Annotated in this window: 11 protein-coding genes; 6 read left to right on the forward strand and 5 right to left on the reverse strand. The window is 55.6% G+C overall.

Annotated elements, in window-relative coordinates; all coding sequences use genetic code 11:
* Window position 1: 1 nt before the first annotated feature.
* The gene (locus tag JBO43_RS23105; protein ID WP_202674949.1) at window positions 2-505 is read right to left on the reverse strand and encodes a PilN domain-containing protein; all 504 of its coding nucleotides are present in this window, start codon (window positions 503-505) and stop codon (window positions 2-4) included.
* Window positions 502-1284, reverse strand: a complete 783-nt coding sequence (locus JBO43_RS20675; protein WP_202674950.1) for a type IV pilus biogenesis protein PilM — start codon at window positions 1282-1284, stop codon at window positions 502-504. The genes JBO43_RS23105 and JBO43_RS20675 overlap by 4 nt, the downstream gene beginning before the upstream one ends.
* A gap of 120 nt (window positions 1285-1404) precedes the next feature.
* Here JBO43_RS20675 and mrcA point away from each other — a divergent pair, with 120 nt between their 5' ends.
* Window positions 1405-3957 (forward strand): peptidoglycan glycosyltransferase/peptidoglycan DD-transpeptidase MrcA, encoded by a 2553-nt coding sequence (mrcA, locus tag JBO43_RS20680; protein WP_202674951.1) that lies wholly within the window; start codon window positions 1405-1407, stop codon window positions 3955-3957.
* 95 nt (window positions 3958-4052) lie between these two features.
* Here the strand turns inward: mrcA and nudE are convergent, their stop codons facing one another.
* Window positions 4053-4613, reverse strand: a complete 561-nt coding sequence (nudE, locus tag JBO43_RS20685; protein ID WP_103948198.1) for an ADP compounds hydrolase NudE — start codon at window positions 4611-4613, stop codon at window positions 4053-4055.
* A 321-nt stretch (window positions 4614-4934) separates the two neighbouring features.
* Between nudE and JBO43_RS20690 the strand changes: the two genes are divergently transcribed.
* The 5 genes from JBO43_RS20690 to pckA all read left to right on the forward strand — a co-directional run bounded on the left by JBO43_RS20690 (window position 4935) and on the right by pckA (window position 11069).
* On the forward strand, window positions 4935-7073 hold the full coding sequence (locus tag JBO43_RS20690; RefSeq protein ID WP_202674952.1) for an intracellular growth attenuator family protein: 2139 nt from the start codon (window positions 4935-4937) through the stop codon (window positions 7071-7073).
* Window positions 7074-7137: 64 nt separating this feature from the next.
* Entirely contained in the window at window positions 7138-7821 is a 684-nt protein-coding gene (gene yrfG, locus JBO43_RS20695) for a GMP/IMP nucleotidase (RefSeq protein ID WP_103948197.1), read from the forward strand.
* Window positions 7818-8219 carry a ribosome-associated heat shock protein Hsp15 gene (hslR, locus tag JBO43_RS20700; RefSeq protein ID WP_202674953.1) on the forward strand — a complete coding sequence of 134 codons (402 nt, stop codon included), beginning with the start codon at window positions 7818-7820 and terminating at the stop codon, window positions 8217-8219. Before yrfG ends, hslR begins: the two co-directional genes overlap by 4 nt.
* Before the next feature lie 23 nt (window positions 8220-8242).
* Window positions 8243-9121 carry an Hsp33 family molecular chaperone HslO gene (hslO, locus tag JBO43_RS20705; RefSeq protein ID WP_202674954.1) on the forward strand — a complete coding sequence of 293 codons (879 nt, stop codon included), beginning with the start codon at window positions 8243-8245 and terminating at the stop codon, window positions 9119-9121.
* A gap of 331 nt (window positions 9122-9452) precedes the next feature.
* Window positions 9453-11069, forward strand: coding sequence for a phosphoenolpyruvate carboxykinase (ATP) (gene pckA, locus JBO43_RS20710; protein ID WP_202674955.1), 1617 nt, complete (start codon window positions 9453-9455; stop codon window positions 11067-11069).
* A gap of 81 nt (window positions 11070-11150) precedes the next feature.
* Here the strand turns inward: pckA and envZ are convergent, their stop codons facing one another.
* Together envZ and ompR are read right to left on the reverse strand one after the other, a co-directional pair.
* On the reverse strand, window positions 11151-12497 hold the full coding sequence (gene envZ, locus JBO43_RS20715; protein WP_095283724.1) for a two-component system sensor histidine kinase EnvZ: 1347 nt from the start codon (window positions 12495-12497) through the stop codon (window positions 11151-11153).
* A complete protein-coding gene (gene ompR, locus JBO43_RS20720) occupies window positions 12494-13213 on the reverse strand; it encodes an osmolarity response regulator transcription factor OmpR (protein WP_001157751.1) in 720 nt (239 codons plus the stop codon). The genes envZ and ompR overlap by 4 nt, the downstream gene beginning before the upstream one ends.
* Window positions 13214-13316 lie beyond the last annotated feature (103 nt).

The following is a 13316-nucleotide window of genomic DNA, read 5'->3' on the forward strand; positions in this document are numbered from 1 at the left end:
TTCACCCCTGGCTCGTGAGGGTAAAACTGAACGTCCAGCGCCCCTGAGCATCCTGCAGCATTTCACCTGCTGGCCCGAGGCTAAAACCGGGCAACTGCCTGAGTGATTCCCCAAGCCCGACGAGCGCGGACTGCGTTGCTGCATAGCCTGATAATTCAAGACGAGATTGCTGATAGCGTATCTGTGTCAGCCAGGCTTGATCCGGCATGATTGACGCCAGTGAAACCAGCGCCTTTTGCCAGGCCTGCGTTCTGGCGTGGAGCACTCCCGTTTCTGGGGTTCGCGGCGGTGCCTGCTGCGCGCGGCGGGCGATCAATGCCAGATGAATCGCCGTCTCACTCGCCAGATGCGCTTCGAGCACGCGTGTTTTCAGGCCATTGACAGCTCGCAGGCTCATCACCGCCACAAGAGAGACAAGCAATGAGCCGATAAACAGCAGTCCCCAAAAACGCCAGCAGTGTTGTTGTCGCCGGTGCCGCCAGGGGAGAAAGTTTGTGATTTTCACTCGAACAATTCCCCCATCGCGAGGGCCAGGGCGACGGTAAATTCCGCTCCGCATTCGGGCAACGGCGGCTGACAGTGTGAAATCACGCTGAAGGGATCGCGCTGTTCAACGCCAAAAAGCGCGATGTCATCAGGGTTGAGCGCTAGCAAAGCGCCCAAATCGGCCACACTTTTCGCCTCATCAGCGGTCTTTCGCCCCCACTGATGGCGCATTGCCCACAACCAGTGCTGGCCGTCGCGCCACGCCACGCATTGGGCAGGCGGATCAAGAAGCGGCAGGAAGTTCGCCAGCGCCGAAGCATCCGGCGTGATGGCCGCAACGTGCAGTCGCAGCGATTCTGCCAACGTCAAAAGCGCTGCGACCTCTTTGTTTTGCGCCGCTGTCACCTGAAATGAGCGGCTAAAGGTGTCCTGTGTGTAGTCAAAACAGAGCGCGTCGGGTGGCATTTCCAGCTCGCGTGACATCGCAGAAGCAATCCACGATGCCTGCTCGCTGTCGCGTAACGTCAGCGCCGGGCAAGGTAGCGTCTTTTGCAGCGTACGGGCGGCGGGGAACGCGATAAAGAGCCGGTGATGATGGGGTAAGGTCTGGCTCCATTCTTTAAGCGCCGCAACCAGCTGTTGCGGCTGAATAATTTGCCCATCGCGGATAACACCCGCTGCCACAGGGATTTGCCACCAGCGGCGCAAACGCCACCCGGTGCGCTCTTGGGTGAGAGAGGCGGCTAAAACTCTATCTTGTTGAATGTGAACACCCGTTCGCCATGTTTTGAAAGCCATACTTCACGATCTCCTTATCGCCCGTCAGGTTGACGGCTCTATCAATGCTTCAGGCTTGCCTTTATACTACCGCGCGATTGTTTAGAAACTGCCCAAGTGAAACTGAATGGGAAATCTCCAGTGAAGTTCGTAAAGTATTTATTCATCCTTGCAGTCTGTTGCATTCTGCTGGGAGCAGGCTCGATTTATGGTTTGTACAAATATATTGAGCCGCAACTACCCGATGTCGCCACGCTGCGTGATGTGCGACTCCAGATCCCAATGCAGGTCTATAGCGCCGATGGCGAACTCATCGCCCAGTACGGCGAGAAGCGTCGTATCCCGCTGACCCTTAACCAGATTCCACCGGTGATGGTGAAAGCCTTTATCGCCACGGAAGACAGTCGTTTCTATGAACACCACGGCGTCGATCCAGTGGGGATTTTCCGTGCCGCAAGCGTCGCGCTGTTCTCCGGCCATGCCTCTCAGGGGGCCAGTACCATTACGCAGCAGCTGGCGCGTAACTTCTTCCTGAGCCCGGAAAAAACGCTGACCCGTAAGATCAAAGAGGTGTTCCTTGCCATCCGCATCGAACAGCTGCTGAGCAAAGACGAGATCCTCGAGCTTTACCTCAACAAGATCTATCTGGGTTATCGTGCGTACGGCGTCGGCGCGGCGGCGCAGGTCTATTTTGGTAAACCTGTCGAACAGCTGAGCTTAAGCGAAATGGCGACGATCGCCGGTCTGCCGAAAGCGCCGTCAACGTTCAACCCGCTCTACTCCCTCGACCGCGCGACTGCACGTCGTAACGTGGTGCTGTCGCGTATGCTGAGCGAAGGCTATATCAGCCAGACTCAGTACGATCAGGCGCGTAACGAAGCCATTGATGCTAACTATCACGCTCCTGAAATCGCCTTCTCCGCCCCGTATCTCACGGAAATGGTCCGCCAGGAAATGGTGAGCCGCTATGGCGAGCAGGCGTACGAAGATGGCTATCGTATTTACACCACCATCACCCGCAAAGTGCAGCAGGCGGCACAGCAGGCGGTGCGTAACAACGTGATGGATTACGACATGCGTCACGGCTACCGCGGCCCGTCGAACGTGCTGTGGAAAGTGGGCGAAAGCGCATGGGATAGCAAAAAAATCATCGACTCGCTGAAAACACTGCCGACCTACGGACCACTGTTACCGGCGGTTGTGACCAGCGCTGACCCGCAAGAAGCTACCGCGATGATGGCCGACGGAACCTCTGTTTCGTTGCGAATGGACGGTATCCGCTGGGCACGTCCGTATCGCTCCGATACGGCGCAAGGCCCGACGCCGCGTAAAGTCACCGACGTCGTGCAAACAGGACAACAAATCTGGGTCCGTCAGGTGAATGACGCCTGGTGGCTGGCACAGGTTCCAGACGTGAACTCCGCGCTGGTGTCAATCAATCCGCAAAACGGTGCCGTGATGGCTCTGGTCGGTGGTTTTGATTTCAATCAGAGCAAATTTAACCGCGCCACGCAGGCGCTGCGTCAGGTCGGGTCGAACATTAAACCGTTCCTGTACACCGCGGCGATGGATAAAGGGCTGACGCTGGCGAGTATCCTCAACGATGTGCCGATCTCACGCTGGGATGCAGGTGCAGGTTCAGACTGGCAGCCGAAAAACTCCCCGCCGGAGTATTCCGGTCCAATCCGTTTACGTCAGGGCCTGGGGCAGTCCAAAAACGTGGTGATGGTCCGCGCGATGCGCGCGATGGGCGTCGATTACGCAGCAGAATATCTGCAACGCTTCGGTTTCCCGGCGCAAAACATTGTGCATACTGAATCCCTGGCGCTCGGCTCTGCGTCCTTTACGCCATTGCAGGTAGCTCGCGGTTACTCGGTAATGGCTAACGGCGGTTTCCTGGTCGATCCGTATTTCATCAGCAAAATTGAAAACGATCAGGGCGGCGTGCTGTTTGAGGCGAAACCGAAAATCGCCTGTCCAGAATGCGATATTCCGGTGATTTATGGCGATACGCCAAAATCAAACGTACTGGATAACAAGGACATGGAAGACGTGGCTCAGTCTCAGGAGCAGCAGAATTCCACCGTGCCACAACCGCAGCTGGAGCAGGCTAACCAGGCGCTGGTCGCTCAGAGCGGTGCGCAGGAATATGCTCCTCACGTGATCAACACGCCGCTGTCGTTCCTGATCAAGAGCGCCCTGAACACCAACATCTTTGGTGAGCCGGGCTGGCAGGGCACAGGCTGGCGCGCGGGTCGGGATTTACAGCGCCACGATATCGGCGGTAAAACCGGGACCACCAACAGCTCGAAAGACGCCTGGTTCTCCGGTTACGGCCCGGGTGTGGTGACGTCCGTGTGGATTGGCTTTGACGATCACCGTCGTGATTTAGGCCGCACGTCAGCATCCGGGGCGATTAAGGACCAGATTTCCGGTTATGAAGGCGGCGCGAAGAGTGCGCAACCCGCCTGGGACGCTTACATGAAAGCGGTTCTTGAGGGTGTACCAGAACAACCGTTGACGCCACCACCGGGCATCGTGACGGTGAACATCGACCGCAGCACGGGTCAGTTAGCGAACGGCGGCAACAGCCGTGCGGAGTTCTTCATCGAAGGCACGCAGCCTACGACGCAGGCGGTGCATGAGGTGGGAACCGAGTTGATTGATAACGGCGAGACGCACGAATTGTTCTGATGGTCCTGATGCCCGGCGGCGCGTTGCTTGCCGGGCCTACAAAACCTGATCGTAGGCCGGGTAAGGCGAAGCCGCCACCCGGTTTTTTTTATGGGCTACAAACGCCCCTGCCCTTTCAGCCATTCCCTCACCAGGAACAGCGCACTGACATTGCGGGCTTCGTTAAAATCGGGGTCTTCCAGCAAATCCATCAGATGCGCCAGCGGCCAGCGCACCTGCGGCAGCGGCTCAGGCTCGTCCCCTTCCAGTTTTTCCGCATAGAGATCTTCTGCCAGCACGATATTCATTTTGCTGGAGAAATAGGACGGGGCCATGCTCAGCTTTTTCAGGAACGTAAGGTCATTCGCGCCAAAGCCCACTTCTTCTTTCAGCTCGCGATTCGCGGCTTCGAAAACAGATTCACCTGGGTCGATAAGCCCTTTTGAGAAGCCCAATTCATAGGATTCTGTCCCCACCGCATATTCACGAATCAAAATCAGGTGATCGTCAACAATAGGAACGATCATCACCGCTTCGCGCGTGGACGGGCGCATACGTTCATAGACGCGACGCACGCCGTTGCTGAATTCCAGGTCGACACTTTCCACGGTAAAAAGGCGTGATTTGGCGACGGTTTCAACATTCAAAATGGTGGGTTTTTGTAAGGGTTTGCTCATCTTGACGGGTCTTTGCTGTGTGAACTGAGTGCATTGTGCGATATGCCGCACGGTTTCGGCAATGTCAATCGCTCTTTATTTACATTTTTGCAACCTAGCGTGAGTTAATCCTCATTTCAGCGCAAAAGTCAAGAGGTTGAAATAACTCCAGGAATTTGCTGATATCCCGCCAGGGTTGCCTTTGCTATTATCTGCGGTCACTGGGATGCGCTTCAAAATGCTCAAGTTCGACTCCATGCTTGCCGATAGCCAACCACAGAGACTCATTCACTGTAAAAGGTGCAACTGACAACACCTGTAAATTAGTAAGATGGGGAAAGCATGAGCACCATTTTGATATTTTTCGCTGCACTGCTGGCCTGCGCACTACTCGCAGGTTGGTTATACCGGCGCCGGGCACAGCGGCGATATCGCCTGCCATTTTTAAACGCCTTTGCCGGAGCAACTACGCGCAAACTGGCGCCCGAAGAACGCAGCGCAATTGAAAACTATCTTGATACGTTGAACCGTGTCCAGCAGACACCTGGCCCGACCGGCGCCAGCGCTGCGCCGATCTCCCTGACGCTCAACGCGCAAAGCGATACCGTGCTGTGCGTGACGCGCTCGATCACCCGCTATGGCATTACCACCGACGATCCCAACAAGTGGCGCTACTATCTCGATTCAGTCGAAGTGCATCTGCCGCCGTTTTGGGAACAATACATCAATGATGAAAATAGCGTTGAGCTGATCCCGACAGATTCTATTCCGCTGGTCATTGCTCTGAATGGTCACACCCTGAGTGAATATGTTCAGGAAGCACCGCGCTTTGCGCTGGAGCGCACAAACTCCACACAGGCGTCAATTCGTGGTGAAGAAACTGAACAGATTGAACTGCTTAACATTCGCCAGGAAACGCACGAGGAGTATGCCCTCAGCCGTCCGGACGGAATTCGTGAGGCGGTGCTGATCGTTGCCGCTTTCGTGCTCTTTTTCTTCTGCCTGATGGCTCCGGACGTTTTTGCACCCTGGCTGGCAGGCGGTGCACTGTTGCTGCTGGGCGCTGGTCTGTGGGGGTTATTTGCGGCTCCGGCAAAAACGACGCTACGCGAAATCCACTGCTTACGCGGTACGCCTAAGCGCTGGGGTTTGTTCGGCGAGAACGATCAGGAACATATCAACAACATCTCGCTCGGGATTATCGATCTCATCTATCCGCGCCACTGGCAGCCGTGGATTGCCCAGGATTTAGGGCAAAAAACCGATATTGATATTTATCTCGACCGCCACGTTGTGCGCCAGGGGCGTTTCCTGTCCCTTCATGATGAAGTCAAAAACTTCCCGCTCCAGCACTGGCTTCGCAGTACCGTTATCGCCGGAGGCGCTGCGCTGGTGCTGGCGATGTTGATTCTGCTGGTGCCACTCGATATGCCGATTAAATTCACCCTGTCATGGATCAAAGGCGCACAAACCATTGAAGCCACCAGCGTGAATCAACTGGAAGATGCAGGCGTTCGCGTCGGTGATACGCTGAAGCTGAAAGGAACGGGCATGTGTAATATCCACGCGCCCGGGACCTGGAACACACGCCAGAATTCACCGTTCACGCCTTTTGATTGTTCGCAGATAGTCTGGAATGACGCCCCACCGCTGCCGCTGCCGGAATCCGACACCGTCGGCAAAGCAACGGCTTTAACTCAGGCTCTGAACCGCCAACTGCATCCAAAACCGGAAGACAATTCCCGCGTCAGCCAGTCTCTGCGCGCAGCGATTCAGAAATCAGGCATGGTGCTGCTGGATGATTTCGGCGACATCGTGATGAAAACGCAGGATCTCTGTTCCGCCGACGATGAGTGTGTGCGCCTCAAAAACGCGTTGGTCAATCTCGGGAACAGTAAAGACTGGGAAGCGCTGGTGAAACGCGCTGACGCAGGGCGACTTGACGGCGTAAACGTTCTGCTGCGCCCGGTGAGTGCCGAATCACTGGAGAATCTGGTCGCCACTTCCACCGCGCCTTTCGTCATGCGTGAAACCACCCGCGCGGCCCAGGCGTTAAACAGCCCGGCACCGGGCGGTTTCGTGATTATCAGCGATGAAGGGAGCGATCTGGTCGATCAGCCTTATCCGCCGGTGGCGCTGTATGATTACCCGGCTCAGGAACAATGGGGCGAGTTCCAGCGTCTGGCGCAAATGCTGATGCAAACGCCGTTCAGCGCTGAGGGCATTGTGACGGGCATCTTTACCGATGCCAACGGCACCCGCCACGTCGAACTTCACCGCATGCCGGACAGCGCCGGATTATGGCGTTACATTGCCACTACCCTGCTGATGTTGGCGATGCTGGTGTGCATTATCTGGAACGGAATCGCTGCGCTGCGCCGCTATCAGCGCTCTCGTACGCGCCTGGCCGAGATTCAGCAATACTATGAAAACTGCCTCAATCCCAAGCTCATCGCCGCGCCTGACAGCCTGATCGGATAATACCGCTGCGCGACAGTTATGCTAACCTGTCGCGCACGTATATTTCCGCTGGAGAGTTCCCCCCATGCATCTTGATATCGCCTGGCAGGACGTTGATACCGTCCTGCTGGATATGGACGGCACGCTGCTCGACCTCGCCTTTGACACCCATTTCTGGCAAAAGCTGGTGCCTGAAACCTATGGCGCGCAGCAGGGCATCACTCCGGCGGAAGCGCAGGATTATATTCGCCAGCAGTATCACGCCGTGCAGCATACGCTAAACTGGTACTGCCTGGATTACTGGAGCGACAAGCTCGGTCTGGATATTTGCGCTATGACCACCGCGCAAGGGCCGAACGCGGTGCTGCGTGAAGATACGGTGCCTTTTCTCGATGCCCTGAAAGCAAGTGGCAAGCGCCGTATTCTGCTGACTAACGCGCATCCGCACAATCTGGCGGTGAAGCTCGAACATACCGGGTTGGCGTCGCACCTTGATTTATTACTTTCCACCCACACATTTGGTTATCCGAAAGAGGATCAGCGATTGTGGCAGGCGGTGGCACAAGAGACCGGTTTGCAGCCAGAAAGAACGTTATTCATTGATGACAGTGAACCGATTCTGGATTCGGCGGCAAAATTCGGTATTCGCTATTGCCTGGGCGTGACGAATCCTGATTCCGGCCTGGCGGATAAAAGCTATCTGCGGCATCCGGCACTCAACGACTATCGCCGGATGATCCCCTCACTCAACGTGAAGGAGACGCCATGAAAGATAAACCCTCCGAGGGGGTAAGACTGGATAAATGGCTGTGGGCCGCCCGTTTTTATAAAACGCGCGCTCTGGCCCGCGAAATGGTCGATGGCGGTAAGGTCCATTACAACGGGCAACGCAGTAAACCAAGTAAGCTTGTCGAACTGAACGCCACGCTGACACTGCGCCAGGGTAACGATGAACGCACGGTGATCGTCAAAGCCGTTACCGAAAATCGTCGCCCGGCTGCCGTTGCGGTTCTGATGTATGAAGAGACGGCCGAAAGCATCGAAAAGCGCGAGAAAGTGGCTTTTGCGCGCAAGATGAATGCCCTGACCATGCCGCATCCGGACAGGCGACCGGATAAAAAAGAACGTCGCGACCTGATGAAATTTAAACACGGCGAACATGAGTAATCGCCGTTCGAAGAGAGAAAAATATGTCCCAACACGACCAATTACATCGCTATCTGTTTGAGCAATTTGCCGTTCGCGGCGAGCTGGTTACGGTATCCGAAACCTGGAAACAGATTATGGAAAACCACAGCTACCCGCAGCCGGTGAAGACCATCCTCGGCGAGCTGCTGGTCGCGACCAGTCTGCTGACGGCAACGCTTAAGTTTGCAGGCGATATCACCGTACAATTGCAGGGTGATGGCCCGATGACGCTGGCGGTGATCAACGGCAATAACCAGCAGCAGATGCGCGGTGTGGCTCGCGTTCAGGGAGAAGTCCCGGAAGGTGCCGATCTCAAAACGCTGGTCGGCAACGGTTTCCTGGTGATCACGATTACCCCAGAAGAAGGCGAGCGCTATCAGGGCGTAGTGGGTCTGGAAGGCGATACTTTGGCCGCCTGCCTGGAAGATTACTTCATGCGTTCCGAACAGCTGCCAACGCGCCTGTTTATCCGCACAGGCGTGGTGGACGGCCAACTGGCGGCGGGCGGTATGCTGCTGCAGGTGCTGCCTGCACAGAATGCCCAGGGCAATGATTTCGATCACCTGGCAGCTCTGACTGAAACCATCAAAACTGAAGAGCTGTCCACGCTGCCAGCGAACGAAGTGCTGTGGCGTCTGTACCACGAAGAAGAGGTGACGCTGTACGATCCGCAGGACGTAGAGTTCAAATGTACCTGTTCTCGTGAACGCTGTGCGGGCGCGCTACGTACCCTGCCGGATGAAGAGATCGACAGCATCATGGCTGAAGACGGCGAAATCGATATGAACTGTGACTACTGTGGTTCTCACTACGTGTTCAATTCGATGGACATCGCCGAGATCCGCAACAACGCCTCCCCGGCAGACCCGAAGGTTCATTAATGCCTCCTCCCCTCACTTCCGGTGAGGGGAAAACTTGCCTTTAAGCTGAATCGTTTTTCGTAATGTAACCCTTACGTAACTTTCTTACATGTATGCGATTACATTCACATTCTTCCGGTTAAATACTCCATGATTTAACCTTTTGAGAACATTTCCCCCCACAAAAAAGCGAATCCTGCGATAATCCGCCCTGCTTCGTGACAGGAGTCACAGCGTTTTCCGTCAGGAAGGGTTTTGTCCAGATACGTAAATCTATGAGCCCCGTCGCGGTTAACATCCTAAGAAAAACCCTACAATTTCAGGCAGTACATATTGGCTAAGGAGCAGTGACATGCGCGTTAAAGATTTAACCCCGCAAGATCTCATGGCTTATGGTATCAACGACGTCCAGGAAATCGTCTACAACCCCGATTACGATACGCTGTATCAGGAAGAGCTCAATCCAGCACTGGAAGGATACGAGCGAGGTGTGTTGACGAACACTGGTGCTATCGCCGTGGACACCGGGATTTTTACCGGCCGTTCGCCGAAAGATAAGTATATCGTCCGTGACGACACCACCCGCGATACGCTGTGGTGGGCAGATAACGGTAAAGGGAAGAACGACAATAAGCCGCTCTCCCAGGACACCTGGCAGCATCTGAAAGGACTCGTCACTCATCAACTCTCCGGCAAGCGCCTGTTCATTATTGATGCCTTCTGTGGCGCCAATGCCGACACCCGTCTTTCAGTGCGCTTCATTACCGAAGTTGCCTGGCAGGCGCATTTCGTGAAGAACATGTTTATTCGCCCGACCGATGAGGAATTACAGGATTTCGAGCCTGATTTCATCGTGATGAACGGTGCGAAATGCACTAACCCTCAGTGGAAAGAGCAGGGCCTGAACTCGGAAAACTTCATCGCCTTCAACCTGACCGAGCGCATCCAGCTTATCGGCGGCACCTGGTACGGTGGCGAAATGAAGAAAGGGATGTTCTCGGTGATGAACTACCTGCTGCCGCTGCAGGGCATTGCCTCCATGCACTGCTCTGCTAACGTTGGTGAAGAAGGTGATGTGGCGGTATTCTTTGGCCTCTCCGGCACCGGCAAAACCACCCTTTCCACCGATCCGAAGCGCCGTCTGATTGGCGACGATGAACACGGCTGGGACGATGACGGCGTGTTCAACTTCGAAGGCGGCTGCTACGCCAAAACGATCCGCCTGTCGGCAGAAGCGGAACCGGACATTTTCGGTGCCATCCGCCGCGATGCGCTGCTGGAAAACGTCACCGTGCGTGCCGATGGAAGCGTCGATTTTGACGATGCCTCGAAAACCGAAAACACCCGCGTGTCGTATCCGATCTATCACATCGATAATATCGTGAAGCCGGTGTCCAAAGCGGGCCACGCCTCGAAAGTGATCTTCCTCACCGCCGATGCCTTTGGCGTGCTGCCACCGGTTTCCCGCCTGACGGCCAGCCAGACGCAGTATCACTTCCTGTCCGGTTTTACGGCGAAACTGGCCGGCACCGAGCGCGGTGTGACTGAACCGACGCCAACCTTCTCCGCCTGCTTCGGCGCGGCGTTCCTGTCCCTGCACCCGACGCAATACGCCGAAGTGCTGGTGAAACGTATGCAAGCCGCAGGCGCGCAGGCGTATCTGGTGAACACCGGCTGGAACGGGACGGGTAAACGCATCTCCATCAAGGATACGCGTGCGATTATCGACGCGATTATCGATGGTTCGCTGGATGATGCGGAAACCTTCACCCTGCCCATGTTCGATCTGGCGATCCCAACGTCGCTGCCGGGCGTGGATACGCATATCCTCGATCCGCGTAATACCTACGGCTCACCGGAACAGTGGCAAGAGAAGGCCGAAACGCTGGCGAAGCTGTTTATTGAAAACTTTGAGAAGTACACCGATACGCCAGCAGGTGCGGCGTTGGTGAGTGCAGGACCAAGGTAAAAGCAAAACGGCAACTTCGGTTGCCGTTTTTAATGTTTTCTCCCTCTCCCTTAAGTGAGAGGGGATTGTTAGGTGCGATTTTTAACTCTCTTTCACCTGCCCTCGCGTCACCGGAACTGGCAGCCACGCGCGAATACTCAAACCACCCCGCTCGCTGGTACCAATCTCCAGCAGCCCGTTATGGTTGTCGATAATACGCTGCACAATCGCCAGCCCTAATCCGGTACCGCTGGTGCTACGTGCGCTGTCGCCGCGCACAAACGGCTGGAACAGATGCTTGCGCTGCTCAGGCTTTATCCCCGGACCATCGTCTTCAACCTGGAACCAGGCGCGATTCAGTTCCGAACCACTGCTGACTTTAATCCAGCCATTACCGTAGCGCGCAGCGTTGACCACCATATTGGCGACGGCACGTTTGATGGACAATGGATGCATACGGACCTGAATCTCGCCCGACTGCAAATCAGTATCAATTTCACGCTCGTAACCGCTTTCTGCCGCCACCACTTCGCCAAGCACGCCGTTAAGATCGGCCATTTCCATCGGCATTTCCTGACCGGTACGCAGGTAATCAATGAACTGTTCGATGATAGCGTTACACTCTTCGATGTCCTTGTTGATGGACTCCGCGAGATAGCCGTCCTCTTCGCCCATCATTTCCGTCGCCAGACGAATACGCGTCAGCGGCGTACGCAGATCGTGGCTCACACCGGCCATCAGCAACGTACGGTCGTCAGCAAGCTGCTTAACGCCCGCCGCCATGTGGTTAAAGGCACGCGTTACAGAGCGAACTTCAGACGCACCATATTCACGCAGGGGCGGCGGAATAATGCCTTTCCCCACCTGTAAAGCGGCGTGTTCAAGATCGACTAAGGGTCGGTTTTGTATTCGGATAAACAGCCACGCGCCGCCTATCGCCATCAGCATGATCGCCAGGGTATAGCGAAACAGCGGCGAGAAATCGCCCTGATGGATTTCGGTCAGCGGGACGCGCACCCAAATATTGGGTGACAGCCAGGTTTTCAGCCACACAACCGGCGAGCTTTTGTTGACCTCAACGCGCACTTCCGTCGGGCCACCCAGTTGCTGCGCCATCTGCTGACTTAAGAATTCGTAGTGTTGCGCCCAGCGCAGGCCAGCGTCTTCCGCCGCTTCGTTGGAATAGAGCGAAATTCCCAGCTCGCGGTAAATTTCACGCCGAAACGCCGGAGGAACCACCAGCTGCGTGCCGTCCTCCAGCTGCAGTTTATCGGTCATTAGCATACGAACTTCGTAGGCTAAGACCTTATTGAACTGCTGGAGGCTGGGCAGAATCGCGAAGTTCAGCACCACCAGATACGTCGTCACCAGGCTGACGAACAGCAGGGTGACGATCAGTAGCAGAGTGCGGGCAAACGAGCTGCGCGGTGAAAAGCGCATTCGCCTCATGCTTTAGAACCGTCCGGCACAAAGACGTAGCCCAGACCCCAAACGGTCTGAATGTAGCGAGGATGCGCAGGATCTTCTTCGACCATGCGGCGCAGACGAGAGATCTGGACGTCGATGGAACGCTCCATCGCGGAGTATTCACGACCGCGAGCCAGGTTCATCAGCTTGTCGCGCGACAGCGGCTCACGCGGATGGCTGACCAGCGCTTTCAGAACCGCAAATTCACCGCTGGTCAGCGGCATAGGTTCATCTTCACGGAACATTTCGCGCGTACCGAGGTTCAGCTTGAACTTACCGAAGGCAATCACGGCCTCTTCCTGAGACGGTGCGCCCGGCAGTTCGTTGGCCTGACGGCGAAGGACTGCGCGAATACGCGCCAGCAGTTCACGCGGGTTGAAGGGTTTTGGAATGTAGTCGTCGGCACCAATTTCGAGGCCTACGATACGGTCAACTTCTTCCCCTTTCGCCGTCACCATAATGATCGGCATTGGGTTGCTCTGGCTGCGCAGACGGCGGCAGATAGAAAGCCCGTCTTCACCAGGGAGCATTAAATCGAGCACCATCAGGTGGAACGATTCACGGGTAAGCAGGCGATCCATTTGCTCGGCGTTCGCCACGCTTCGAACCTGGAAGCCCTGCTCGGTCAGATAACGCTCAAGCAGCGCACGCAGGCGCATGTCGTCATCCACGACCAGAATTTTATAGTTCTCTTGCATTGTATGTACTCCCAAAGGTCCGGATAGTATTTCAGTACGTATTCTAAAAAAGTGCGCGTCTACGACCAGCTAATTCTGGTATAAATTCTAGTCGAAATTGTTA

Source organism: Lelliottia jeotgali, assembly GCF_016771845.1.
In the GTDB taxonomy this organism is placed as follows: Bacteria; Pseudomonadota; Gammaproteobacteria; order Enterobacterales; family Enterobacteriaceae; genus Enterobacter; species Enterobacter jeotgali.